Source organism: Streptomyces sp. AK010, assembly GCF_014207295.1.
Lineage (GTDB): Bacteria > Actinomycetota > Actinomycetes > Streptomycetales > Streptomycetaceae > Streptomyces > Streptomyces massasporeus.
On sequence record NZ_JACHCX010000004.1, the window covers coordinates 81280 to 104435 of the forward strand.

Consider the following 23156-nt stretch of genomic DNA (forward strand, 5'->3'; position numbering starts at 1 on the left):
GCCCCTCAGAGGCGGCAGGCGTGGATGGCCGTGGTCAGGATGGCCCGGGCGCCGATGTCGTACAGGTCGTCCATGATCCGCTGGGCTTCCTTGGCCGGGACCATCGCGCGCACGGCGACCCAGCCCTCGTTGTGCAGCGGGGAGACGGTCGGGGACTCCAGGCCGGGCGTGAGGGCGACGGCCTTCTCCAGCTGCTCGACGCGGCAGTCGTAGTCCATCATCACGTACGTCCGGGCCACCAGGACGCCCTGGAGGCGGCGCAGGAACTGCTGCACCTTGGGGTCGTCGGCGTCCGCGCCGGTGCGGCGGATCACGACGGCCTCGGACTGCATGATCGGCTCGCCGGCGACCTCCAGGCCCGCGTTGCGCAGCGAGGTGCCGGTCTCGACGACGTCGGCGATGACCTGGGCGACGCCGAGCTGGATGGCGGTCTCGACGGCGCCGTCGAGGTGGACGACGGAGGCGTCGATGCCGTGCTCGGCGAGGTGCGCCGCGACGATGCCCTCGTAGGAGGTGGCGATCGTCTTGCCCGTCAGGTCCGCCAGGCCGCCGATCGTGCCGGGCTTGGTGGCGTAGCGGAAGGTGGAACGGGCGAAGCCGAGGGCGAGGATCTCCTCGGCTTCGGCGCCGGAGTCGATGAGCAGGTCCCGGCCGGTGAGGCCGATGTCCAGCTGCCCGGAGGCGACGTAGATCGCGATGTCGCGGGGGCGGAGGTAGAAGAACTCGACCTCGTTCACCGGGTCGACGATCCGCAGTTCCTTGGACTCGCGGCGCTGCTGGTAGCCGGCCTCATGCAGCATCTCCGCCGCAGGGCCGGACAGGGAACCCTTGTTGGGGACGGCGATGCGCAGCATGAGGTCGGCTTCCTTTGCGTGGTGCGGGACGGGAACGGGTGCGGCTCAGAGGTGGGCGTAGACGTCGTCGAGGGAGATGCCGCGGGCGACCATCATCACCTGGACGTGGTACAGCAGCTGCGAGATCTCCTCGGCGGCGGCTTCCTTGCCCTCGTACTCGGCGGCCATCCACACCTCGGCGGCCTCTTCGACGACCTTCTTGCCGATGGCGTGGACGCCCTTGCCGACCAGTTCTGCGGTGCGGGAAGTGGCGGGGTCGCCCTGGGCGGCCTTGTGCTGGAGCTCGGTGAAGAGCTCCTCGAACGTCTTCTTGGACATGGTGACGCTCAGCCTATGCCACACCCGGCTTCCGTCAGCGCCAGGGTTCGGATACTGAGCGGAGGGTGGCCGCGGTCGCCACCGCCGCCGTCACCGCCTCGTGCCCCTTGTCCTCGTTGGAACCTTCGATTCCGGCGCGGTCCAGGGCCTGCTCCTCGGTGTCGCAGGTCAGCACGCCGAAGCCGACGGGGACGCCGGTGTCGACGGAGACCTGGGTGAGGCCCTGGGTCACGCCCTGGCACACGTACTCGAAGTGGGGCGTGCCGCCGCGGATGACGACGCCGAGGGCGACGATCGCGTCGTAGCCGCGGCCCGCGAGGACCTTGGCGACGACCGGGAGCTCCCAGCTGCCGGGGACCCTGAGGAGGGTCGGCTCGTCGATGCCGAGGTCGTGCAGGGCGCGCAGGGCGCCGTCGACCAGACCGTTCATCACCTTCTCGTGCCACTGTGCCGCGATGACGGCGACCCGGAGGTCACCCACATTGCGTACGGACAGCTCCGGTGCACCCTTGCCGCTCACGTTGCTCCCTCTGTGCTCTCTTACTGGTTGCCGCAGGCCGGCACGGTGGTCGTGTCCAGCCAGGGCAGGTCGTGGCCCATCCGGTCCCGCTTGGTGCGCAGGTAGCGGAGGTTGTGCTCGCCGGCGCTCACGGGCATCGGCACGCGGGCCTGGACCGCGATGCCGTGGCGGACGAGCGCGTCGGTCTTGTCGGGGTTGTTGGTCAGCAGCCGGACGCCGCGCACCCCGAGGTCGGCGAGGATCTGCGCGCCTGCGGCGTAGTCGCGGGCGTCGGCGGGCAGGCCGAGTTCCAGGTTGGCGTCGAGGGTGTCGCGGCCGCGCTCCTGGAGTTCGTAGGCGCGCAGCTTGGACATCAGGCCGATGCCGCGGCCCTCGTGTCCGCGCAGGTAGACCACGACGCCCCGGCCCTCGTCCTGGATGCGGGCGAGGGAGGCGTCGAGCTGGGGGCCGCAGTCGCAGCGGGCCGAGCCGAAGACGTCGCCGGTGAGGCATTCGGAGTGGACGCGGACGAGGACGTCCTGGCCGTCGCCGATCTCGCCGTGCACCAGGGCGACGTGCTCGACGCCGTCGACGGTGGAGCGGTAACCGTAGGCGGTGAAGGTGCCGTGGGCGGTGGGCAGTTGGGTCCTGGCCTCGCGGCGGACGGTGGGCTCGCTGCTGCGGCGGTAGGCGACCAGGTCCTCGATGGAGATGATCGTCAGGCCGTGCTTGCGGGCGAAGGGGATCAGCTCGGGCAGGCGCAGCATGGTGCCGTCCTCGCCGGCGATCTCGACGATGGCGCCGGCCGGGCGCAGGCCCGCGAGGCGGGCGAGGTCGACGGCGGCCTCGGTGTGGCCGTTGCGGGTGAGGACCCCGCCGGGCCGGGCGCGCAGCGGGAAGATGTGGCCGGGGCGGACGAAGTCCTCGGGCCCGGTCACGCCGTCGGCGAGGAGCCGGAGGGTGGTGGCGCGGTCGGAGGCGGAGATGCCGGTGCTCACGCCGTGCGCGGCGGAGGCGTCGACGGAGACCGTGAACGCGGTCTTCATCGACTCGGTGTTCTCCTCGACCATCTGCGGCAGCTTCAGCCGGTCCAGCTCTTCGCCCTCCATGGGGGCGCAGATCAGGCCGCGGCACTCGCTCATCATGAAGGCGACGATCTCGGGGGTCGCCTTCTCGGCGGCGATGACGAGGTCGCCCTCGTTCTCCCGGTCCTCGTCGTCGACGACCACGACGGGGCGGCCGGCCGCTATGTCGGCGATGGCCTGCTCGACGGGGTCGAGCGTGAGGTTCTCGACGTCGTCGGTGCTGTACAGGGTGGTTGCGGCGCTCATGCCGGCGCTCCTTCCAGGGTGGGCCGCGCGGCCTGCCGCGAGCGCAGCCACCAGTCGCGCATGCCCCACAGGACGAGCGCGCCGTAGATGACGTAGACGAAGCCGGAGAAGGCGTAGCCGTTGGCGAAGTTGAGGGGGACGCCGACGAGGTCGACGAGGAGCCAGGCGAACCAGAACTCGACCATGCCGCGGGCCTGGGCGTACATGGCGACGATCGTGCCGACGAAGATGTACGCGTCCGGCCAGGGGTCCCAGGACAGGGTCGGGTACGCCGTGAACAGCAGGGCCACCGCGATCGTGCCGGCGGCGGCCGCCGCGGCCATCGCGCCGCGCTCGCGCCAGGTGGCGAACCGGACGGCGATGTGGCCGTCCTCTCCCTGCCCCTTGCCGCGCTGCCACTGCCACCAGCCGTAGAGGGCGACGATCATGACGACCGCCTGCTTGCCCGCGCTGCCGGTGAGGTGGCCGAAGAAGGCGCCGAAGAGGATGAGGCCGGCCAGGAACTGCACGGGCCAGGTCCAGATGGAGCGCCGCCAGCCCAGGGCGAGGGCGGCCAGGCCGAAGAGGTTGCCGACCATGTCGGACCAGAGGATGTGCTGGCCGAAGAGGACGAACGCCTCGGAGTTCAGCGTGCTCACCGGCCGGCCTCCTGCGCGCGGTCGCCCAGCATCCGCTCGACGTACTTGGCGATGACGTCCACTTCGAGGTTGACCGGGTCGCCGGGCTGCTTGTGGCCGAGCGTGGTCAGGTCGAGGGTGGTGGGGATGAGGCTGACGGTGAAGTAGTCGGGGCCGGCGTCGACGACGGTGAGGCTGATGCCGTCGACGGTGATGGAGCCCTTCTCGACCACGTACCGGGTGAGGTCCGCGGGGAGGGAGATCTTGACGATCTCCCAGTGCTCGGAGGGCTTGCGCTCCAGGATCTCGCCGGTGCCGTCCACATGGCCCTGCACGATGTGCCCGCCGAGGCGCTCGCCGACGGCCATGGGGCGTTCGAGGTTGACGCGGGATCCGGCCTTCAGGGCGCCGAGGCTGGAGCGTTTCAGGGTCTCGGCCATGACGTCGGCCGTGAACTCGTCGCCCTCGTGGTCGACGACCGTGAGGCACACTCCGTTCACTGCGATCGAGTCGCCGTGCTTGGCGCCTTGGGTGACGACCGGGCCTCGCAGGCGGAAGCGACAGGCGTCGTCGAGGGTCTCGACGGCGGTGACCTCGCCCAGTTCTTCGACGATTCCGGTGAACACTTCCCGGGTCCTCCTGCCTCTTCGGGCACGGACTCCGGGGCTGTCGATGACGACAGAAGGTACGAGCAGGGACACCGGGGACGACGCCGGACGGAGCCCGTCACTGGGACGGACTTCTCGGCGGCGCGCACGAATGCCCGCTCGCCGCGCACTGCCTCCCATCCGGACTTTAACCGTCGGTCCAGGAATTTCACCTGGTCAACCGGTCGCTGGAGGCGACCGGGTCGCGGACTGTAACCGCCGGTTCGGACTTTCACCGACCCCGGAGTGCGCTGCTACTGGTACAGGGCCAGTGTGCCACGCCCCGTCGCTGGTCCGAGGGGCGAGGTGTGTGGGCTGCCTCACAGACCGTGTCGCACCCCTTCCCGAGCGCGACCGGTGCCCCAACTCGCGCGCCGGGCCGACCTCTTGAGGTCCGGCATTGGTACACACCTATTGACGATGTGGTCTAGTCCTTTCTAGGGTCATGGTCAGGGTCGGCTTCACCCCCACGGACCGGCCCGGCGGCGGTGACGACGGCCCTTGCCCGCCGTCGGGCCTTCCCACGCCGGGCCCCGTGCCGTTCCGGGCCTGACGGCCTACCAGCCCGGGGAGGGCCGGGGTGGGGGCTCTCCGGGCGTGAACAGTTCCTCCTGGGCGCGGTCCCGGGCCGTCAGCAGTGCGCCGCGCAGGACGGCGCCGCCGCCCAGGGTCGTCGCCCGTACCTCCGTGGGCAGGGGCGTCATCCGGGCGATGCGGTCCCGCACCCGTGACGCGAGTTCCTCGCCGCCGGCCTGACCGACCTCACCGCCGAGCACCACGCACCCGGGATCCAGGATCGCCACGACGGAGGCGACCCCGACGGCGAGACGATCGGCGAGGGCGTCAAGGAAGCGGGCGGCGGGGGCAGGGGCCGGGCGTGGGGGCGCCTCGGCGCCGGGGGTGCCGGATTCGGCCCCGGGCACGGGCGCGGCCCCTCCCGGCAGCAGCGGCGCCGGACTCCCTGGTGTTCGCGCGCCCCGTCCCGGGGTCAGCGTGGAGCTCCCCGTTCCGCTCGCCCGCACCGCTCCTGCCGTGTCGTTCGCCGACGGCCCCTCCTCCGGCCCCCCGCCCGCCGTCGCCCGCACCGCGGCGACGGCCGCCCGCACCACCCCCACCGCGGGCGTCTGCTCCCCCGGCGTCGCCGGAAGGCCGCACTCGGCCGCGAGGGACACGACCGCCGCCGAGGAGGCCAGCGAGTGGAAGCCGCCCTCGCAGTCGGTCGACGTCGGCAGTGCGGTGGTGCCCGGGACCGGCAGGAAGCCGATCTCGCCGGTGCCGCCGGAGGCGCCTCGGCGCAGGGCGCCGTCGAGGACCACGGCCGCTCCCGTCCCGTGGCCCAGCCACAGCAGGACGAAGGTGTCCCGGTCCCGGGCCACCCCGTCGCGCTGCTCGGCCAGCGCCGCGAGGTTGGTCTCGTTCTCGACGCTCACGCGGGCCTCGGGCAAGCGCTCCTGGAGGGTGGCGACGAGCCGGCGGTGCCACTCCGGCAGCCCGGTGGAGTCGCGGAGTTCGCCACTGGACGGGTCGACCAGGCCGGGCGCCCCGATCCCCACGGTGTGCAGGCGTTCGGCGCCGGCCTCCTTCGCCACGCGCTCGACCAGCGTGACCGCCTGCTCCAGGGCGGGACCCGTTCCCGTGTCACCGGCGATGGGCACCGACGCCTCGGCCAGCACCCGTCCCACCAGGTCCGCGACGGCCACGGCGACGCCCTCGGTGCGCACGTCGAGAGCGGCCAGGTGCGCCCGGTCGGCGACGATGCCGTAGACCTTCGCGTTGGGGCCGCGTCGCTGCTCCCCCGCTTCGCCGACGACCGCGATGAGTCCGGCGGCACCGAGGCGTTCGACGAGGTCGGCGACGGTCGGCCGGGACAGACCGGTCAGCTGCTTCAACTGCCCTGCCGTCAACGGGCCTTCCTGCTGGAGCAGACGCAGGGCGAGCCGGTCGTTGATGGCCCGGGCAGTGCTCGGGGATGCGGGCATGCCGGGATCCTTCCAGATCGGTGGGACCGTCGGCCGGGGCCCTCCGGGGAACCCTCTTATTATCAGGCAGGGTTCCTGATAGTTTACGCCCGCACTCGGATGCGGGCACGGAAGAGACCTGGAGGGGGACCGCAGAATGGGCAACGTGGTCGACGAACAGCGTGAGGTGAAGCGGTCCCGGTACGCCGTGGCCGCCGTCTTCGCCGTGCACGGCGCCGTGACCGGTTCGTTCGCGACCCGCGTGCCGTGGATCCAGGACCACGCGGGCGTGAGCGCGGGCCAGTTGGGCATCGCGCTCGCCTTCCCCGCGCTCGGTGCGTCCGTGGCCATGCCGCTCGCCGGCAGCATCAGCCACCGCTTCGGCGCCCGCAACGCGCTGCGCGGACTGATCGCGCTGTGGACGCTGTCGCTGGTCCTGCCATCCCTCGCCCCCAACCTCCTGACCCTCTGCCTGGCCCTGTTCACGTACGGCGCGACGGCGGGCATGGCGGACGTGGCGATGAACGCCCTGGGTGTCGAGGTCGAGAACCGCCTCGGCCGGTCGATCATGTCCGGGCTGCACGGCATGTGGAGCGCGGGCGCCCTGGTCGGCTCGGCCGCCGGCACGCTCGCCGCACACCTCGGCTCGGACGCCCGGCTGCACCACGTCCTGGCCGCCGCGGTCCTCACCGTCGTCGGCGTGCTGTCCTGCCAGTGGGTGCTGGACCTGCAGCCCGCCGAGGACGAGGAGCCGCCGCCGCGCTTCGCCCTGCCGCCCCGCTCGGCACTGCTCATCGGCGCGATCGGGTTCTGCGCGGTGTTCGCGGAGGGCGCGAGCCTGGACTGGTCGGCGGTCTATCTGCGCGAGCAGCTGGAGACCTCGGCCGGTCTCGCGGCGGCGTGCACGACGGGCTTCACGCTCACCATGGCCGTCGCCCGGCTCGCCGGTGACCGGGTCGTGGACCGCTTCGGTGCCGTGCGGACCGTGCGGGCGAGCGGGGTGTTCGCCGTACTCGGCGGGCTGCTGATCGTCGTCGCGGACCATCCGGTGGTGGCCATGAGCGGCTTCGCGCTGATGGGGCTGGGCATCGCCGTCGTCGTGCCGCTGTGCTTCGCCGCGGCCGGCCGCAGCGGTTCCAACCCCAGCCTGGCCATCGCGGGTGTCGCGACCATCACCTACACCTCGGGCCTGATCGCGCCGAGCGCGATCGGCATGCTGGCACAGGCGACCAGCCTGATGGTGTCGTTCTGCCTGGTGACGGCGCTGTCCTGCGGCCTGGTGGCGTTCGCGGGTGTGCTGCGCCCCGGCGAGCGGACGAGGATCGGCCGGACGGACGCGGCGGTCCCCGAGCCGCGCCCCTGAACGGACGCCCGCCCCGGTCATCAGCACGGTGGGCGCACCCCGACAATGGTCCGGACACGCACAGGCACGACGAAAGCGAAACCGCACCATGGATCTCGGCGTCCGCTGGAAACTGCACGGCGACGGACGCACCCCGGCGCCCGGCGCGGTGGTCCGCCCCGACGAGCGGCTCTCCTGGCCCCGCACGGCCGGACTCGGAGCCCAGCACGTGGTGGCGATGTTCGGGGCGTCCTTCGTCGCACCGGTCCTGATGGGCCTGGACCCGAACCTCGCGATCATGATGTCGGGCGTCGCGACCGTCGTGTTCCTGCTCGCCACCCGAGGCAGCGTGCCCAGCTATCTGGGCTGCTCGCTCTCCTTCGTCGGCGTGGCGGCGGTGATCCGGGCGCAGGGCGGCAGCAGCGCGACCGTCACGGGAGCGGTGTTCGTCGTCGGGGGCGCGCTGTTCCTGGTGGGGCTCGCCGTGCGGCGGTTCGGGGCGCGGATCATCCACGCAGCGATGCCGCCGATCGTGACCGGCGCGGTGGTGATGCTGATCGGCTTCAACCTGGCGCCGGTGACGGCCTCGACGTACTGGCCGCAGGACCAGTGGACGGCCCTGCTGGTGATGCTGTTCACGGGTCTGGCGGTCGTCTGCCTGCGGGGATTCTGGTCCCGGATCGCGATCTTCCTGGGGCTGGTCTTCGGCTACGGCATCTCCTGGGTGTTCGACCTGGTCTTCGGCAAGATCCACTCCGTGGACGCGGGCGGCAGGCTGACCGACCACTGGCGGCTCGACCTCTCCGGCGTGGCCAAGGCCGACTGGATCGGGCTGCCCACCCTGCACGCCCCGTCCTTCGAGTGGTCGGCGATCCTGGTCGCCCTGCCGGTCGTCATCGCACTGGTCGCGGAGAACGCCGGGCACGTCAAGGCGGTCGGCGAGATGACCGGCGACTCGCTGGACGACAAGCTCGGCACGGCCATCGCGGCCGACGGCGTCGGCTCGATGCTGTCCACCGCGGTCGGCGGCCCGCCCAACACCACGTACTCCGAGAACATCGGCGTGATGGCCGCGACCCGCGTGTACTCGACGGCCGCCTACTGGGCCGCCGCCTGCTTCGCCCTGCTGTTCGGCCTCTGCCCGAAGTTCGGCGCGGCCGTGGCGGCGATCCCGGGCGGTGTGCTCGGCGGCATCACCGTCATCCTGTACGGCATGATCGGCCTGCTGGGCGCGCAGATCTGGATCAACGCCAAGGTGGATCTGCGTAATCCGCTGAACCTGGTCCCGGCCGCGGCGGGCATCATCATCGGCGTCGGCAACGTCTCCCTGAAGTTCTCGGACACGTTCTCGCTGAGCGGCATCGCGCTCGGCACGGTGGTCGTCATCACCGGCTACCACGCCCTGCGGGCCTTCGCCCCGGCCCACTTGAAGACGCAGGCGCCGCTGCTGGACGAGGGCACCTCCTCCTACGACGACGCCAAGTCGTAGGCGTACGACGCCGTGAACGTCCCCGGCCTGCCCTTGCAGCCGTCCGACTCCCCCGGCAGCTTCACCCACAGGTAGGCGTCGATCCGGGACTCGCCGGTGCTCAGGGTCGGGGTCCGGCCGAGTCTGCGGCCCGAGGGGTCGCACCACTCGCCGTCGGCCGGGGCGCCGTTGCCGTTGCGGCTGGTGTCGATGACCGCGCCGAGGCCCGCCGGCCCGCCGAGCGCGTCGAGAACCCGCCGGTCATAGGCGACCTCGTCGGCGGTGGTGTGGAAGTTGGAGACGTTGCTGAAGACGCCGTCGGAGGACTCGGGCGAGGCGGCCCCGGCCTGCCGGAGCCAGGCCGCCTGTGTGGCGGGCGGGTTCCAGCCGGAGTGCCCCGCGTCGAAGTACACGCGGGCCCGGGGGTTGGCGGACTTCAGGACGCGTCCGGCCCGGGCCAGCGAGGCGAAGCGGTCGGCCCGGTCACCGGCGGAGAGGCACTCGGTCTGGGCGACCGAGTCCGGCTCCAGGACGACGATGACCTCACCGGAGCCCAGCCCGGCCGCGAACCGGTCGATCCAGGCGTCGTAGGCGTCCAGGTCGGGCGCCCCGCCCTGGGAGCGGCCGCCGCAGTCGCGGCCGGGGATCGCGTAGGGCACCACGACGGGCACCCGGCCGAGCGCGGCTCCGCCGGAGGTCACGGCGGCGACCCGGGCGGTGACGGTGTCCGGTGCGTAGTCGGCGAACCAGACGGCCGCGGGCTGTTCGGCGATACGGGACGCGATGACCGCGTGCCGGGGGTCGCCGGAGTGGGAGCGGACCCAGGCGAGCACCTGGGAGTCGGGGTGGCGGTAGAGCCGTCCGGACACGGCGGTGGTGCGCTCCCGTTTCGTGTCGGTCCTCGACGGCGCGGGGCTCTGCGTCCGGCGTGCGGACGAGGACGGCGAGGGCGAGGCGGACCCGGCGGTGACCGGCGCGGACGGCGGGGGGACGGCCGGCAGGGGCGCGAGGCGGGGCGACGCCGACACCTCGGGAGGCGCGGCCTCGTCCGCCCGCCGGTCGCCGAACGCGGCGAGGACGCCCGCGACCGCTCCGGCCGCCACGACGAGCGAGGCCGCCGCGACCATCGCGCCACGCCGGGCGGCTCGCCTGCGCCCGGCCCTGCGGACGGCCAGGCGCTGGGCACGCGAACCTGACACAGTGCTGCTCCCCCTCCCCCTGCGGCGGGCGGTGTTCCCCCGTTTCGGGGAAGCGCCGGGCCCGCCGGCACTCCCGCCAGCCTAGAGCTGCGACTCTGCCCGCATGCCGCGATGCGAACAACTCCCCCCAGCCGTGGACACTCCGGTCGACGCCGTCATCTCCCGTATGCGCGCCCTCGACGCGGCGTTGCACCCGGGGGACGGGGTGGCGGTGTTCAACCGCGTCTACCTCGCGGTGACGGAGGAGGTGGACCGGTGGGTCGACACCGGACGGTTCGCGGACGCCCACGCGGCGATCACGCTGGACGTACGGTTCGCGCAGCGGTACCTGGCGGCCGTCGAGGCGGTCGCGGACGAGCGGCGCCCGCCCGCCTGCTGGCGGCCGCTGTTCCAGCTCCGCCGCCATCCCGGGGTACGGCCGTTGCAGTTCGCGCTGGCGGGCATCAACGCGCACATCGGGCACGATCTCGCGCTGGCCGTGGTGGACGCCTGCCGTACGCTCGGCTGCGCTCCCGTCGATCTGGAGGACGAGTTCGACATGGTGGGCGATCTCCTCCTCTCGCTGGAGGAGCGCATCCGCGAAGATCTGATGCCGGGCCCCGATCTGTTCCGGATCGCCGACCCGCTGACCCATCTGCTCGGCTCCTGGAGCCTGGACCGCGCCCGGGACGCCGCGTGGACGGCGGCCCGGGCACTGTGGGCCCTGCGTGAACTGCCCGATGTCGCGGGCGAGTTCATTGAACGTCTGGACACGGCGGTGGGCTTCGCGGGGCGCATGCTGCTCACGCCCCTGACCGAGCCCGGGTGCCGCTAGAGGGCTTCTGACAAATCTCCGCGGAGGAAGGAGCGGCGTCCGGTGCGGCGAGAGCGCGTGCCGGGCGTCGCGACGCCGCGGAGATCCGTCAGAGGCCCCCTGGTTCCCTAGTCCTCCGGCAGTTCGACGGGCGCGATCTCGTCGTAGACGTCGCCGGGGCCCGGGTTGGTCGCGTCGGTCGCGCCGCCCAGGTGGTGCATGACGCCCCAGACCGCGTTGAGGGCGGTCTGGATCGCGCCCTCGGCCCAGCCGGCCGTCCAGGAGATGTCGTCGCCGGCGAGGAAGATGCCGCGCTTGTCCTCGGGCAGCCGGTCCTGCATGAAGTGCGTGAACAGGCGCCGCTGGTAGCGGTAGTGGCCGGGCAGGTTGGCCTTGAACGCGCCCATGAAGTAGGGCTCGTTCTCCCAGGAGACGGTCACCGGGTTGCCGATGATGTGCTTGCGGATGTCGACCTTGGGATAGATCTCGCCGAGCGACTTCAGCATGACCTCCATCCGCTCGTTCGCGGACAGCGGCAGCCACTTCAGGCTGTCGTCGCACCAGGTGTAGGAGAGGCAGATGACGGCGGGCTTGTCCGGGCCGTCGTCGAGCAGGTAAGTGCCGCGCGTCATGCGGTCGGTGAGCGTCATCGACATGACGTCCCGGCCGGTCTCCTCGTCCTTGTCCAGCCAGAACGGCCGGTCGACCGGCACGAAGAGCTTGGAGCTCTCCATGTAGTGGGTGCGCTCGATCGCCGTCCAGTGGTCGATCGGGAAGAGCGAGTCGTCACAGGCGATCTTCGACAGCAGCATCCAGGACTGGGCGGTGAAGATCGCCGCCTGGAAGGTGCGGATGTCGCCGTTCGCGTCGGTCACCGTGATGCGGTTGCCGGCGGTGCGGTGCAGCCGGGTCACGGCCGGGCGGGGCTCGCCGCCCTCGTGCAGGGTCGCGAGCGAGGTCCCCTGGGCCCAGTGGACGATCTTCTGCGGCTCGCGCTCCCACAGGCGCAGCGGCAGCTGCTGGGAGCCGCCGACGATGCCGCGGTGGTGGTCGTCGGCCTCGGTGTAGACGACGCGCAGGATCTCCAGGATGGAGTTGGGGAAGTCGGTGTCCCAGCCGCCCGTGCCGAAGCCGACCTGGCCGAAGATCTCGCGGTGCCGGAACGACTTGAACGCCTCGGAGTCGCAGAGGAAGCCGTAGAAGGTCTGGTTGTCGAGCTTCTCGACGAGCTTGGACCAGATCTCGCGGATGCGCGGCACGTCCCGCTCGCGCAGGGCGCGGTTCATGTCGGAGAAGTCGGCGCCCTCCTCCAGGCAGCGGTTCCACGCCTCGGCGACGTCCCGGTAGACCTGGGGCAGGTCGCCGACCGTCTCGGCGTAGTGCGACTCGCCCTTGAGGTCGACGACGGTCGACGGGGTCGCCTCGGCGAGGGGGTTGGGGAACGGCCGCGTCTCAAGGCCGACAAGATCGATGTAGTGCTGGAGGGCCGTGGAGGACGGCGGGAAGCGCATCGCGCCCATCTCGGCCGTGAGGGACTCGTCGCAGCCGTCGAAGCCCACCGTCCGCAGCCGGCCGCCGATCTGGTCGGCCTCGTACACGACCGGCTTCAGGCCCATCTTCATCAGCTCGTACGCGGCGACGATGCCGGACAGGCCACCGCCGATGACCGCGATTTCCGTGCCGTGCTCGGTCGCGGGTATCTGCCCGAGGCCGGCCGGGTGGGCCAGGAAGTCGTCGTAGGCGTACGGGAAGTCCGGGCCGAACATGGTGATCGGCGGCTGCTGCGCGTCAGCGTGCTCGACGGCGTTGGGCACGGTGGACGTCATGGGGTACGGACTCCTTGCACGGGGACGAACGGGCGGTTCGGGTTCAGGGGGGTCAGACGAGCGGGCCGTACAGGCCGGGCCGCCGGTCCCGCAGATACGGGTTGTTCTCGCGGGACGCGGCGAGGAAGGCCGGGTCGACGTCGGCGAGCACGAGTTCCTCACCGCGTCCGGCCCGGGTCCGGGCGACCCCGTCGGGGCCGGCGAGCGTGGACAGGCCCACGAACTCGAACTCGCCCTCCCGGCCGGCCCGGTTGACGTACGCGACGTACATCTGGTTCTCGAAGGCGCGCACCGGGATCATCGACTCGGCGACGAACTGGAACGGGTGCATCTGCGCGGTGGGGACGACGAGCAGATCGGTGCCGGCCAGGGCGTGGGCGCGGACGTTCTCCGGGAACTCCACGTCGTAGCAGATCAGGATGCCGACCCGCAGGCCGTCGATCTCGGCCTGGACGACCGGAAGGTCGCCCGGCGTGAAGTGGTCGCGCTCGAAGCAGCCGAAGAGGTGGGTCTTGCGGTAGTTCGCGAGCCGGGTGCCGTCGGCGGAGATCAGCTGGGCGGAGTTGAACACCGTGTCGCCGGCCCGCTCGGGGTAGCCGTAGGCGATCGCCAGGCCGTGGTTCGTGGCAATCTCGGCGATCGCGTCGGCGCAGTCGCCGTCGGCGGGCTCGGCGAGGCGGCCGATGTCGTCGCCGATCGCGTAGCCGGTCAGGAACATCTCCGCCGTGACGAGCAGCCCGGCCCCCGCGGCGGCGGCCCGGCCCGCGGCCTCGTCGAGGACCTTGAGGTTCTCGACGGTGGAGCCGGGGCGGCCGGAGCTCTGGAGCAGGGCGGTGCGCATGCGTGTTCCTCACCGGGCGGAAGGGTGGTTGGGGGCCTTTGGGGGGCCATGTAGACGGTACGGGCGGCTGACCAGGGCGGACAAGCAGGAGCCGTTGCGCGCCGGTGAACGGTTCGTTGCGTGCGTGGAGGACCCGGCGGCGATTCGTTGTGCGACTGGGGTCGGACTCCCGCTCCTCCTCGGAGCACAGCCGCCCCTCCTTGGACGCCATGACCGGCTCGGCTACAGCTGGGCCTCGACGGGCAGCCCCGTCGACACGAGGAGCTGCCCAAGTGCGTGAGCTCCGTCCCCTCCGAGAAGGTCGCGAAGGGGACAGGCGACTTCACGGTCGTGCCGTGGCAGCCCGAACTCTAGCCAGGGCCACGGCCGTCACCAGGTAGGGAACCGCGAACACCGCGAAGACGGTGCTGTGCGCCATGCCGGTGCCGAGCAGCGCGTACACGCCGAACGCGGCGACCGTGGCCAGCTCGGTGCCCAGGCCCGCCACGGAGGTGAGCGTGGCCCGGCGGGAGTCGTCGATGCGGTGCTGGAGCCGGACGTCGGCCAGTACCTCGGCCAGCTGGAACCCGGCGAAGGCGAGGCCCAGGAGGACGACTCCGGTCACCGAGCGGGCCAGGGCTCCCACCGCGAGGGCGAGGGCGGCGCCCGCGAGCAGCACCGCGAGCCCGGCCCGGCCGAGGCGCTCGGCCGGGCCGGTGAGGAGACTGCCGATGGTGACGCCCGCCCAGATCAGCATGACCAGGTAGGGCACCGTCGCCTCGGCGAAGCCGATCTGCCGGATCAGCAGTGGGGTGTACTCGTCGAGCGCACCCCACACAGCGGCCACCGCCGGGATCAGCAGCACGGCGCCGCGTACCGCGCGGTCTCCACGGACCTCGGCGACGCCGGCCCGCACGGTCGTCACCCAGCCGTCGTCGGCGCTCCGCGGCCGCACCCGGTGCTCGGGGAGCCGGGTCGCGGTGACGGCGGCCAGCACACACGCCAGGACGCTCGCGGCACCGACGGACGGGTAGCCGCCCCTGGCGAGGACGGGCCCGGCCAGGCCGATGGAGGCCACCGTGCCCAGCAGCCGTGCGGCCCGGGCCCGGCCCATGACCCGCGCGTACCGTCGGGTGGCGCCGAGGCGGTCCAGCTCGTCGTAGACCAGTGCCTCCAGCGCGCCGGAGCCGAGCGCCCCGCCCGCGCCCCACAGGACGAAGCCGGCGGCGAAGGCCCCGTACGACGGGACGGCCACCCACAGCGCGAAACCGGCGGCGGTGAGCAGCGGGCCGGCCCACAGCAGTCTCCGGCGCGACATGGTGTCGGCCCAGGCGCCGGAGGGCACTTCCAGCACCACCGACGTGATCGACCACAGGGCGAACAGAGAGGAGATCTGCCAGAGCGACAGGCCGGTGTCGGTGAACAGCAGCGCGTACACCGGATAGAGCAGGACGAAGTCGTCGAGGAACGCGTAGCCGTACAGCGTGCGCGTCAGACGGCGGACGCCGCTCGGGGGCACGCGTGCGGGTGGGAGTGTCATGAGGCCTTCCCGGAAGGACGGATCGGACGCCGGAGGTACGGCGGCCGAGGCGGTCCTCGGGAGGCACGGCTGGTGGATCAATGTCGCCAGGTCATGACACCCAGGCTAGGGGTGTCGGGTGCGCCGGGCCACGGAGTTACGTGGGCGAACCCGACGAGAAGCGCCGCAGCAGCGGCGAGAGCACGAGCACGGACTTGGTCCGCTCGACGAACGGCTCGCCGGCGATCCGTTCCAGGACCCGTTCGAAGTGCCGCATGTCGGAGGCGAAGACCTGGGCGATCGCGTCCGCGTCCCCGGTGACGGTGGACGCGGCCACGACCTCCTGGTAGCGCTCCAGGCCTCGCTGGATGGTCTCCGGGGAGGTGTTCCCGCGGCAGTAGATCTCGACGAACCCCTCGGTTGCCCAGCCGAGGGCGCCCGGGTCCACGCGTACGGTGAAGCCGGTGATGGCTCCGGTGGCCCGCAGCCGGTCCACGCGCCGCTTCACGGCGGGCGCGGACAGGCCGACGAGTGAGCCGATGTCGGCGTAGGAGCGGCGGGCGTCCTCGGCGAGGGCGTGCACGATGCGTTCGTCGAGATCGTTCAGCACAGTGGGTCGTTCACTTCTCGGATGGTGCGAGTCGGGACCGGCGGTAGCCGTACAGGAAGTAGAACACGAGCCCGGCGGCCATCCAGACACCGAAGACCACCCAGGTCACGGTCGACAGGCTGCCCATCATCCAGACGCAGAAGGCGAAGCCCAGCGCGGGCAGGACCGGCGAGAGCGGCACCCGGAAGGTGCGCGGCATGTCCGGCTTGGTCCGGCGCAGCACGACGACGGCCACGTTGACCAGCGCGAAGGCGAACAGGGTGCCGATGCTGGTGGCGTCGGCGAGCTGCCCGAGCGGGATCGCGGCGGCCAGCACACCGCAGAACAGCGACACGATCAGGGTGTTGGCACGGGGCGCGCCGGTCTTCGGGTGGACCCGGGCGAACACCTTCGGCACCAGACCGTCGCGGGACATGGCGAACAGGATGCGGGTCTGGCCGTACAGCACGGTCAGCACCACGCTCGCGATGGCGATGACGGCGCAGAAGGCCAGCAGCGTGCCCCAGAAGGTCTGCCCGGTGACCTCGCGCATGATCTGGGCGAGGGCGGCCTCGGAGTCGGTAAAGCCCTTCCAGGGCTTGGCGCCGACCGCGACGGCCGCGACGAGGACGTACAGGGCGGTGACGATGACCAGCGACAGCATGATCGCGCGCGGCAGGTCGCGCTGGGCGTTCTTGGCCTCCTCACCGGCGGTGGAGGCGGCGTCGAAACCGATGTAGGAGAAGAACAGCGTGGCACCGGCGGCGCTGACGCCGGCCATGCCGAGCGGCATGAAGTTCTCGTAGTTGCCGGAGCGGAAGCCCTGGACGCCGATGGCGCAGAACATCACCAGCGCGGCGATCTTCACGACGACCATGACGGTGTTGGCGCGGGCGGACTCGCGGGCGCCGCCCAGCAGGAACGCCATCGCGAGGAGCACGACGATCAGCGCGGGCAGGTTGAACACGCCGCCGTCACCGGGCGGGGCGGACAGGGCGGCCGGGATGGTGACGCCGATGGTGCCGTCGAGCAGCTCGTTGAGGTACTCGCCCCAGCCGACGGCGACGGCGGCCACCGACACGCCGTACTCCAGGACCAGGCACCAACCGCATATCCAGGCGATCAACTCGCCCATCGTTGCGTACGCATACGAGTACGAGGAGCCGGAGACCGGGATGGTGCCGGCCAGCTCGGCGTAGGACAGGGCCGAGAACAGGGCCGTAAGACCGGCGATCACGAAGGAGAGGGTGACGGCCGGGCCCGCCTTGGGAACGGCCTCGCCGAGAACCACGAAGATGCCGGTGCCGAGCGTGGCGCCGATACTGATCATGGTCAGCTGCCACAACCCGAGGGTGCGGCGCAGTGACCCACCCTCGCCCTGGCCACCCTCCGCGACCAGGCGTTCCACCGGTTTGCGGCGCATGAGGCGCGCGCCCAGGCCGGGGGGTGCGGAGGCCGCCGTGGGGCCTGGGTTCTGCGGGGGTGCGCCTTGGTCGAGCACGCGCTGGCTCCTTATCGCTGCCGGTCAGGGCGGCGGGGACCGCGGGCACCCTTGAGCAGGGACCCACCGAGCGGAGTCCCCGCCACGCCACGTACGAGGCGACAGCCTACGAGCATCGGCGTTGCTGGTGAAATGCAGCAACCTTGCGCATACGTGCAAGATCATTGCGTTACCGGGGAATGGGCGGGTGTTCGTTGCGGGGCGGCTGTCGAGTGTTGCATCCGGGGCGTCAGAGGGCCTTCACGAGGAGCACGCAGGAATCCGCCCGCTCCTGTCGTTACACCGTCGGCGGCAGCCGCCCGACGGTGTGCACCAGCGCGGTGGCGACGCCCTGGCAGCGGAGCGCGGCGGGCCGGCCGAAGAGGCCGTTGATCTCGGGGCACCCCGGAGAAGCGGCTTGCACCTGCGGCGCCCCGCGTCCGGTCCAGCGAATCTCCGGGTGGCCCACCGGACTGCCCTCCCGCCCCTCGATCGGATACGTGCTCTCCCCCGCCCGCTGCCGCGCGAGCGGGTGGCGTGACTGCCGTCGGCGCTGTGCGACGGCATGTGGCGCTCCAGTGCCTCGACGTCCTCGGTGCCGCACCGGGCGATCTCCATGCGCCGACGGCAGGGCCCTCGCACGCGAAACGGCCCCCGCTTGTCCCGCGTGGCGGGTGAACGGGGGCCGTACGAAGGCGCTTCGGGGCGTCAGGTCCAGCTGGCGTGCAGAGGCTTGCCCTCCGCGTAGCCGGCGGCGCTCTGGATGCCGACGACGGCCTTCTCGGCGAACTCCTCCAGGGAGCCCGCACCGGCGTAGGTGCAGGACGAGCGGACGCCCGCGATGATCGAGTCGATCAGGTCCTCGACGCCCGGCCGGGACGGGTCGAGGAACATCCGGGAGGTGGAGATGCCCTCCTCGAAAAGCGCCTTGCGGGCGCGGTCGTACGCCGACTCCTCCGAGGTGCGGTTGCGCACGGCCCGGGCGGACGCCATGCCGAAGGACTCCTTGTAGGCGCGGCCCTGGGCGTCGTGCTGCAGGTCGCCGGGGGACTCGTAGGTGCCGGCGAACCAGGAGCCGACCATCACGTTGGACGCACCGGCCGCGAGGGCCATGGCCACGTCACGGGGGTGACGGACACCGCCGTCGGCCCACACGTGCTTGCCGTACTTCTTCGCCTCGGCGGCGCACTCCAGGACGGCGGAGAACTGCGGCCGTCCGACGCCGGTCATCATGCGCGTGGTGCACATGGCGCCGGGGCCGACACCGACCTTGATGATGTCCGCACCGGCCTCGATCAGGTCGCGCACACCCGCGGCGGCGACCACGTTGCCCGCGACGATCGGCACCTGCGGGTCGAGGTCGCGCACCAGCTTCAGGGCGCTGATCATCGACTCCTGGTGACCGTGCGCCGTGTCGATGACGAGGGCGTCGACGCCCGCGTCCAGCAGCTGCTGGGCCTTGCCGGCGACGTCGCCGTTGATGCCGACGGCGGCGGCGATGCGCAGCCGTCCCTGTGCGTCGGTGGCCGGCTGGTAGAGCGTGGCGCGCAGGGCGCCCTTGCGGGTCAGGATGCCGGCGAGCGTGCCGTCCTGGTTGACCGCGGGGGCGTAGCGGCGGTTGGCGTGGTCGAGGGTGTTGAAGGCCTCGCCCGGGTCCATGTCCGCGTCGATGAGCAGCAGGTCCCGGGACATGACCTCGGCGAGCTGCGTGAAACGGTCCACGCCGGACAGGTCGGCGTCGGTGACCACGCCGACCGGCTTGTGGTCGCCGTCGACGACCACACCGGCGTTGTGCGCCCGCTTGGGCAGCAGGGCCAGCGCGTCGGCGACCGTCTGGTGCGGCGACAGGATGATCGGGGTGTCCAGCACCAGGTGCCGGCTCTTCACCCAGGAGACGACGTCGGTGACCACGTCGTTCGGGATGTCCTGGGGTATCACCACCAGGCCGCCGCGGCGCGCCACGGTCTCGGCCATGCGGCGCCCGGCGATGGCGGTCATGTTGGCGACGACGAGCGGGATCGTGGTGCCCGTGCCGTCCGGGGAGCTGAGGTCGACGGCCTGCCGCGAGCCCACCGAGGAGCGGCTGGGCACCATGAACACGTCGTCGTATGTCAGGTCGTACGACACCGGGGATGACTCTACGTAGCGACCGGTACCGGCCTCGATGAAGCGCATAGCCTCACATTTCCACACGAAATCACGCAGGTCACTCCCACGAAGACACAAGGAAACGCCCCCGTGATCATGTAATCCTCCGAGGAGGGTACGGGGGCTCCCGAGCCGGGACAGGCACCTGCCTTACGACGAAACGTTACCCGTGCAGCTAGGTGCACAACAACTTGCTGCACGCGGCACAGCTGGCGGGCCCACTTCCGAATGCGGCACGGTAATTCTCGTGCCTGCCGGGTGGTTGTACCTCGAATTCACCTTCGCCACACCCCTCCGATCGACTTCTCGGAATGGGCACTTGGCAGGTCACGAACGCCGATTGATTCGTTGCCGACGCACGACTTCTGCGCTGTTATACGTTCGATTCCATGTTCGACGTTCTGTTCTCGCCGGGCGCCCCACGGACAAGTCCCGGCAGGGACGGCACACAGACGAGTCCCGGCAGGGACGACACAACGAGAGGAGCAGTGCACGATGAGCGCGACGCAGTCCGGAACCGACGGGAGTACGGGTATCCGGGGTGAGCCGGAACCGGCGGGTTCGGCCAGGGCCGCCCTGGCCGCCGCCGTCCTCGGCTTCTTCGTGATCACACTCGACGTCTCCGGCGTCAATGTCGCCCTGCCCGCCGTGGGCAACGACCTGGGCGGCTCACTGTCCGGCCTCCAGTGGGTCGCGGACAGCTACACCCTGATGTTCGCGGCGCTGATGCTGTCGGCCGGCTCGCTCTCGGACCGGGTCGGCGCACGGCGCGCGTACGGCTGCGGCGCCCCTCACCAGCCTGGTCAGGAAGGTCGCGGAACCGCTGGGAGCCGGCTTCCTCACCGGCCTGCTGCCCCCGGCTCCGGCCGGGTGCCGCCATCCCCGCCCCGGGAGGCCGGCCCGCACGACCACCCCCGCCCCCAGGACCCCGCGCAAGCGCTGGTCGAGATCTCCGCGGCGCTGCTGGGCATGCCCGCATCGGACCTCGACGAGCGCCGGTCGTTGCGTGAACTCGGGCTCGACTCCCTCATGGCCTCGCAGCTCCGGCACCGCCTGCATGACAGGCCTCGAAGAGAGCGGCACGTTCACTCCCGGCTCGATCGCCCGGCTGCAGCAGTGCATGGCGGTCCTGGTGCGGATCAACCAGGAGGAGCCACGGCTCACCACGGCCATGCTCACGGCCTGGGTCAAGGCGGGCCGGCCGATCCTGGAGGAGCCGTATGTCGCGGAGGTGTTCGCCGAGATCGTCGACAGCGGGGTGGGCCAGGGCGAGCTGAACCCCGGGATGTCGCCCATCGGCGTGGGCAACGTGCTGCGGGACGTCTACCTCGGCGCCCTCTACCGCTGGGCCAGCCGGTCGCCCGACACCACCGGGACACTGGCCGAGGAGCTGCAGCAGATCCTGCAGCTCCTCCTCGACGGCATGACCGCGCCGAAGACGCGCTAGAGGCGCTGTCGGGCCAGGCCCGCGGACCTCAGCCGGAGCCGCCCGGGGCGAGGGTGACGGTCAGGGCGGGCGCCCGGCCCGCCGCCTCGCCGAAGACCTCGCGGGCGATCTCCCACTCGTCCGCGTGCGTCCCGGCGTACCGCTGCCAGTCGCGTACGACGATCAGCAGCCCCTTGGCCGCGGCGCCCTCGGGCCAGACCGTGGGGTCCGCGAGGCTGTCGGCCAGCGCGTCCCAGTTGCGGCCGAACCAGTCGGGCAGGGCCAGGTCGCGGGCGCAGCGGTCCATGAGGCCCGCCTTGTCCGTGACCCCGTCCAGATCCAGGACCAGCACGATCCGGCCCGCCGGGTCGTGCACGTCGTGCGCCTGGCCGGCCACCTGTCAGACCCCGTCCGGGTCGGACCGGTTGAGCGCGGACTTCGGTGCCGGGCCGGCCGTCATCAGGTAGTCCGCGGCCGACGTGTCCGTCACCAGGCTGGTGACGAGCCCGGACCGCAGGACCGCGTCGATCGCCGGCCCCTTGCGCTGCCCGCCCGCGATCGCCACGACCTCGGGGATCCGGCGGAGCTGGTCGGCCTTCACGGTGATGCACCGCTCGCCCAGGTCCCGGCCGACCCGGCGGCCGTCGGCGTCGAAGAGGTGCGCGGACATCTCGGCGGCGACACCGAGCGAGGCGTAGTGCGCGCGCTCCTCGTCGCTGAGCATGTCGTGCACCGTGGAGATGCCCGGCTCCCAGGAGCCGATGGAGACACAGGCGACCGTGACCTTGTCGAAGTGCTCGAAGGCCCGGGCGATCCCGGTCTGGTTGCGCAGCGCCGTGGCCGTGGCCGCGTCGGGCAGCAGCATCGGCGCGTAGATGGGGTGGGCGTCGCCGCCGGACACCTGGGCGGCGCGGCGTACGGCCTCGACCGAGCCGCGCTCGGCGGTCCCGGCGTCGTACACGCCCGTCAGCTGCACCACCGTGCACGGGGGCAGCCGGTCGAGCGCCGCCGCCATGTGGATGGTGGAGCGGCCCCAGGCCAGGCCCAGCACATCACCTTCGTTGACCAGTTCGCCGAGCAGGTCGGCGGCCACCTCTCCCAGGTTCTCGGGGTCGGGCGACTCCTCGGCCTCGGCCGGAGACTCGACCACGACGGCGTGCCTGAGGCCGTAGCGGGCGCGGAGCGCGTCCGAGCGCTCGGCGTCCAGCTCGGCAGGCACACGGATCTCGATACGTACGAGATCCCGTTCGAGGGCGGTTTCCAGGACCCGGGCCACCTTGAAGCGGCTGACGCCGAACTCCTCCGCGATCTGGATCTTGGACTTGCCCTCGAGGTAGAAGCGGCGGGCCATGGCCGCCGCCTGCACCAGCTCAGCGGGTCCCATCCGCATGGCTGACCGGCCCGCCGACATACCCGACACGGCGATCTCCTCACTGCTGTTCACACTCTGGATTCGCCGTTCATCCTTGCAGATGTGGCGCGGTTGATCAGCCCTGATGAGAGCCGTTCACTTTGCTGTGGCTCAGTGGTCGCAGGCCCAGGAGGCCTTCGCCGTGGCCGCCTCGGCCTGTGTGCGTAGTGCACGTACCGCCTGGGCCGGGTCGTTTGCCCCGTAGACCGCCGATCCGGCCACGAAGACGTCGGCTCCGGCGTCCGCGCACCGCTCGATCGTGGAAGCGGAAACTCCGCCGTCGACCTGGAGCCAGAGCTCCAGTCCGTGCTTGCTGATCAACTCGCGGGTGCGGCGAATCTTCGGAAGCATGATGTCGAGGAAGGCCTGTCCCCCGAAGCCCGGTTCGACCGTCATGATCAGCAGCATGTCGAGCTCGGGGAGCAGGTCCTCGTACGGCTCGATGGGGGTCGCGGGCTTCAGCGCCATGGAGGCGCGGGCGCCCTTGGCGCGGATTTCCCTGGCGAGCCGGACGGGAGCCGCGGCGGCCTCGACGTGGAAGGTGACCGAACCGGCCCCCGCTTCCACGTACTGGGGTGCCCACCGATCGGGGGCCTCGATCATCAGATGGCAGTCCAGCGGGGTGTCCGTCGCGCGGGCCAGCGACTCTACGACCGGCACGCCGAGCGTGAGGTTCGGGACGAAATGGTTGTCCATGACGTCGACGTGGAGCCAGTCGGCTCCTTCCACGGCCTTCGCCTCGTCCGCGAGGCGGGCGAAGTCTGCGGACAGAATGCTGGGGTTGATCTGCGCGGCCATGTCCTAAGACTGCCATGCCCTCCAGGGGTTGTGGGCATCGGTCCCGGATGGCCAGGGTGGTTCGTCGGGTGCGGACCGTCCGTGGCTGATCGCGCCCGCCCGGCGGAGCCGCC

22 protein-coding genes, 2 pseudogenes and 1 riboswitch are annotated in these 23156 nt (G+C 71.6%); of the genes and pseudogenes, 6 read left to right on the forward strand and 18 right to left on the reverse strand.

What is annotated here, in order from left to right; all coding sequences use genetic code 11:
• Nucleotides 1-5 precede the first annotated feature (5 nt).
• The 7 genes from hisG to HDC93_RS09160 all read right to left on the reverse strand — a co-directional run bounded on the left by hisG (nucleotide 6) and on the right by HDC93_RS09160 (nucleotide 6245).
• The gene (hisG, locus tag HDC93_RS09130) at nucleotides 6-854 is read right to left on the reverse strand and encodes an ATP phosphoribosyltransferase (RefSeq protein WP_185009028.1); all 849 of its coding nucleotides are present in this window, start codon (nucleotides 852-854) and stop codon (nucleotides 6-8) included.
• 45 nt (nucleotides 855-899) lie between these two features.
• Nucleotides 900-1172: a phosphoribosyl-ATP diphosphatase gene (locus HDC93_RS09135; protein ID WP_019983911.1), complete on the reverse strand. Its 273-nt coding sequence runs from the start codon at nucleotides 1170-1172 to the stop codon at nucleotides 900-902.
• 34 nt (nucleotides 1173-1206) lie between these two features.
• Nucleotides 1207-1692 (reverse strand): 6,7-dimethyl-8-ribityllumazine synthase, encoded by a 486-nt coding sequence (gene ribH / locus HDC93_RS09140; RefSeq protein ID WP_185009030.1) that lies wholly within the window; start codon nucleotides 1690-1692, stop codon nucleotides 1207-1209.
• Nucleotides 1693-1712: 20 nt separating this feature from the next.
• On the reverse strand, nucleotides 1713-3002 hold the full coding sequence (locus HDC93_RS09145) for a bifunctional 3,4-dihydroxy-2-butanone-4-phosphate synthase/GTP cyclohydrolase II (protein WP_185009032.1): 1290 nt from the start codon (nucleotides 3000-3002) through the stop codon (nucleotides 1713-1715).
• The gene (locus HDC93_RS09150; protein WP_185009034.1) at nucleotides 2999-3640 is read right to left on the reverse strand and encodes a nicotinamide mononucleotide transporter family protein; all 642 of its coding nucleotides are present in this window, start codon (nucleotides 3638-3640) and stop codon (nucleotides 2999-3001) included. Before HDC93_RS09150 ends, HDC93_RS09145 begins: the two co-directional genes overlap by 4 nt.
• Nucleotides 3637-4245: a riboflavin synthase gene (locus HDC93_RS09155; RefSeq protein ID WP_185009036.1), complete on the reverse strand. Its 609-nt coding sequence runs from the start codon at nucleotides 4243-4245 to the stop codon at nucleotides 3637-3639. The genes HDC93_RS09150 and HDC93_RS09155 overlap by 4 nt, the downstream gene beginning before the upstream one ends.
• A gap of 144 nt (nucleotides 4246-4389) precedes the next feature.
• A riboswitch (FMN riboswitch) is annotated at nucleotides 4390-4520 on the reverse strand.
• Nucleotides 4521-4823: 303 nt separating this feature from the next.
• Complete coding sequence (locus tag HDC93_RS09160) at nucleotides 4824-6245, reverse strand: ROK family transcriptional regulator (RefSeq protein ID WP_185009038.1); 1422 nt, start codon at nucleotides 6243-6245, stop codon at nucleotides 4824-4826.
• A gap of 136 nt (nucleotides 6246-6381) precedes the next feature.
• Here HDC93_RS09160 and HDC93_RS09165 point away from each other — a divergent pair, with 136 nt between their 5' ends.
• Together HDC93_RS09165 and HDC93_RS09170 are read left to right on the forward strand one after the other, a co-directional pair.
• Nucleotides 6382-7587: an MFS transporter gene (locus HDC93_RS09165; protein WP_185009040.1), complete on the forward strand. Its 1206-nt coding sequence runs from the start codon at nucleotides 6382-6384 to the stop codon at nucleotides 7585-7587.
• 88 nt (nucleotides 7588-7675) lie between these two features.
• Nucleotides 7676-9055 (forward strand): uracil-xanthine permease family protein, encoded by a 1380-nt coding sequence (locus tag HDC93_RS09170; protein ID WP_185009042.1) that lies wholly within the window; start codon nucleotides 7676-7678, stop codon nucleotides 9053-9055.
• Here HDC93_RS09170 and HDC93_RS09175 read toward each other — a convergent pair.
• On the reverse strand, nucleotides 9034-10161 hold the full coding sequence (locus HDC93_RS09175; protein WP_185009638.1) for a glycoside hydrolase family 6 protein: 1128 nt from the start codon (nucleotides 10159-10161) through the stop codon (nucleotides 9034-9036). The two genes, HDC93_RS09170 and HDC93_RS09175, sit on opposite strands and share 22 nt — an antisense overlap.
• 175 nt (nucleotides 10162-10336) lie before the next feature.
• Here HDC93_RS09175 and HDC93_RS09180 point away from each other — a divergent pair, with 175 nt between their 5' ends.
• Complete coding sequence (locus HDC93_RS09180) at nucleotides 10337-11047, forward strand: DUF5995 family protein (RefSeq protein WP_185009044.1); 711 nt, start codon at nucleotides 10337-10339, stop codon at nucleotides 11045-11047.
• A 107-nt stretch (nucleotides 11048-11154) separates the two neighbouring features.
• Here the strand turns inward: HDC93_RS09180 and HDC93_RS09185 are convergent, their stop codons facing one another.
• Together HDC93_RS09185 and HDC93_RS09190 are read right to left on the reverse strand one after the other, a co-directional pair.
• Complete coding sequence (locus HDC93_RS09185; RefSeq protein WP_185009046.1) at nucleotides 11155-12852, reverse strand: NAD(P)/FAD-dependent oxidoreductase; 1698 nt, start codon at nucleotides 12850-12852, stop codon at nucleotides 11155-11157.
• Nucleotides 12853-12904: 52 nt separating this feature from the next.
• Nucleotides 12905-13693, reverse strand: coding sequence for a carbon-nitrogen hydrolase family protein (locus HDC93_RS09190; RefSeq protein ID WP_185009048.1), 789 nt, complete (start codon nucleotides 13691-13693; stop codon nucleotides 12905-12907).
• Nucleotides 13694-13892: 199 nt separating this feature from the next.
• Here HDC93_RS09190 and HDC93_RS38255 point away from each other — a divergent pair.
• Nucleotides 13893-14047: pseudogene (locus tag HDC93_RS38255) on the forward strand (Repetin); the annotation flags it as partial.
• Here the strand turns inward: HDC93_RS38255 and HDC93_RS09195 are convergent.
• The 5 genes from HDC93_RS09195 to HDC93_RS09215 form a co-directional block, all read right to left on the reverse strand.
• Nucleotides 14016-15212: an MFS transporter gene (locus HDC93_RS09195; protein WP_185009050.1), complete on the reverse strand. Its 1197-nt coding sequence runs from the start codon at nucleotides 15210-15212 to the stop codon at nucleotides 14016-14018. The pseudogene HDC93_RS38255 and the gene HDC93_RS09195 overlap by 32 nt on opposite strands.
• 136 nt (nucleotides 15213-15348) lie before the next feature.
• Nucleotides 15349-15801, reverse strand: coding sequence for an Lrp/AsnC family transcriptional regulator (locus tag HDC93_RS09200; protein WP_185009052.1), 453 nt, complete (start codon nucleotides 15799-15801; stop codon nucleotides 15349-15351).
• A 10-nt stretch (nucleotides 15802-15811) separates the two neighbouring features.
• Nucleotides 15812-17281 (reverse strand): amino acid permease, encoded by a 1470-nt coding sequence (locus HDC93_RS09205; RefSeq protein ID WP_185009054.1) that lies wholly within the window; start codon nucleotides 17279-17281, stop codon nucleotides 15812-15814.
• 277 nt (nucleotides 17282-17558) lie between these two features.
• A complete protein-coding gene (locus HDC93_RS09210) occupies nucleotides 17559-17729 on the reverse strand; it encodes a hypothetical protein (RefSeq protein WP_185009055.1) in 171 nt (56 codons plus the stop codon).
• Between the two features lie 239 nt (nucleotides 17730-17968).
• Entirely contained in the window at nucleotides 17969-19435 is a 1467-nt protein-coding gene (locus HDC93_RS09215; RefSeq protein WP_185009057.1) for a GuaB1 family IMP dehydrogenase-related protein, read from the reverse strand.
• 468 nt (nucleotides 19436-19903) lie between these two features.
• Between HDC93_RS09215 and HDC93_RS09220 the strand changes: the two are divergent.
• Together HDC93_RS09220 and HDC93_RS09225 are read left to right on the forward strand one after the other, a co-directional pair.
• Nucleotides 19904-20194: pseudogene (locus tag HDC93_RS09220) on the forward strand (MFS transporter); the annotation flags it as partial.
• 271 nt (nucleotides 20195-20465) lie between these two features.
• Complete coding sequence (locus HDC93_RS09225) at nucleotides 20466-20855, forward strand: hypothetical protein (protein WP_185009059.1); 390 nt, start codon at nucleotides 20466-20468, stop codon at nucleotides 20853-20855.
• Nucleotides 20856-20883: 28 nt separating this feature from the next.
• Here the strand turns inward: HDC93_RS09225 and HDC93_RS09230 are convergent, their stop codons facing one another.
• From HDC93_RS09230 to rpe, 3 genes are all read right to left on the reverse strand, one after another.
• Nucleotides 20884-21231: a barstar family protein gene (locus HDC93_RS09230; protein WP_185009061.1), complete on the reverse strand. Its 348-nt coding sequence runs from the start codon at nucleotides 21229-21231 to the stop codon at nucleotides 20884-20886.
• A gap of 3 nt (nucleotides 21232-21234) precedes the next feature.
• Nucleotides 21235-22278, reverse strand: a complete 1044-nt coding sequence (locus HDC93_RS09235; RefSeq protein WP_185009063.1) for a sugar-binding transcriptional regulator — start codon at nucleotides 22276-22278, stop codon at nucleotides 21235-21237.
• Nucleotides 22279-22356: 78 nt separating this feature from the next.
• The gene (rpe, locus tag HDC93_RS09240) at nucleotides 22357-23043 is read right to left on the reverse strand and encodes a ribulose-phosphate 3-epimerase (RefSeq protein ID WP_030843203.1); all 687 of its coding nucleotides are present in this window, start codon (nucleotides 23041-23043) and stop codon (nucleotides 22357-22359) included.
• Nucleotides 23044-23156 lie beyond the last annotated feature (113 nt).

What these genes read in the sequence shown, in the direction of transcription:
- hisG (WP_185009028.1), bottom strand. Translation starts at nt 854, where the DNA reads ATGCTGCGCATCGCCGTCCCCAACAAGGGTTCCCTGTCCGGCCCTGCG.
- HDC93_RS09135 (WP_019983911.1), bottom strand. Translation starts at nt 1,172, where the DNA reads ATGTCCAAGAAGACGTTCGAGGAGCTCTTCACCGAGCTCCAGCACAAG.
- HDC93_RS09145 (WP_185009032.1), bottom strand. Translation starts at nt 3,002, where the DNA reads ATGAGCGCCGCAACCACCCTGTACAGCACCGACGACGTCGAGAACCTC.
- HDC93_RS09160 (WP_185009038.1), bottom strand. Translation starts at nt 6,245, where the DNA reads ATGCCCGCATCCCCGAGCACTGCCCGGGCCATCAACGACCGGCTCGCC.
- HDC93_RS09165 (WP_185009040.1), top strand. Translation starts at nt 6,382, where the DNA reads ATGGGCAACGTGGTCGACGAACAGCGTGAGGTGAAGCGGTCCCGGTAC.
- HDC93_RS09170 (WP_185009042.1), top strand. Translation starts at nt 7,676, where the DNA reads ATGGATCTCGGCGTCCGCTGGAAACTGCACGGCGACGGACGCACCCCG.
- HDC93_RS09175 (WP_185009638.1), bottom strand. Translation starts at nt 10,161, where the DNA reads ATGGTCGCGGCGGCCTCGCTCGTCGTGGCGGCCGGAGCGGTCGCGGGC.
- HDC93_RS09180 (WP_185009044.1), top strand. Translation starts at nt 10,337, where the DNA reads ATGCCGCGATGCGAACAACTCCCCCCAGCCGTGGACACTCCGGTCGAC.
- HDC93_RS09185 (WP_185009046.1), bottom strand. Translation starts at nt 12,852, where the DNA reads ATGACGTCCACCGTGCCCAACGCCGTCGAGCACGCTGACGCGCAGCAG.
- HDC93_RS09190 (WP_185009048.1), bottom strand. Translation starts at nt 13,693, where the DNA reads ATGCGCACCGCCCTGCTCCAGAGCTCCGGCCGCCCCGGCTCCACCGTC.
- HDC93_RS09195 (WP_185009050.1), bottom strand. Translation starts at nt 15,212, where the DNA reads ATGACACTCCCACCCGCACGCGTGCCCCCGAGCGGCGTCCGCCGTCTG.
- HDC93_RS09215 (WP_185009057.1), bottom strand. Translation starts at nt 19,435, where the DNA reads ATGCGCTTCATCGAGGCCGGTACCGGTCGCTACGTAGAGTCATCCCCG.
- HDC93_RS09225 (WP_185009059.1), top strand. Translation starts at nt 20,466, where the DNA reads ATGACAGGCCTCGAAGAGAGCGGCACGTTCACTCCCGGCTCGATCGCC.
- rpe (WP_030843203.1), bottom strand. Translation starts at nt 23,043, where the DNA reads ATGGCCGCGCAGATCAACCCCAGCATTCTGTCCGCAGACTTCGCCCGC.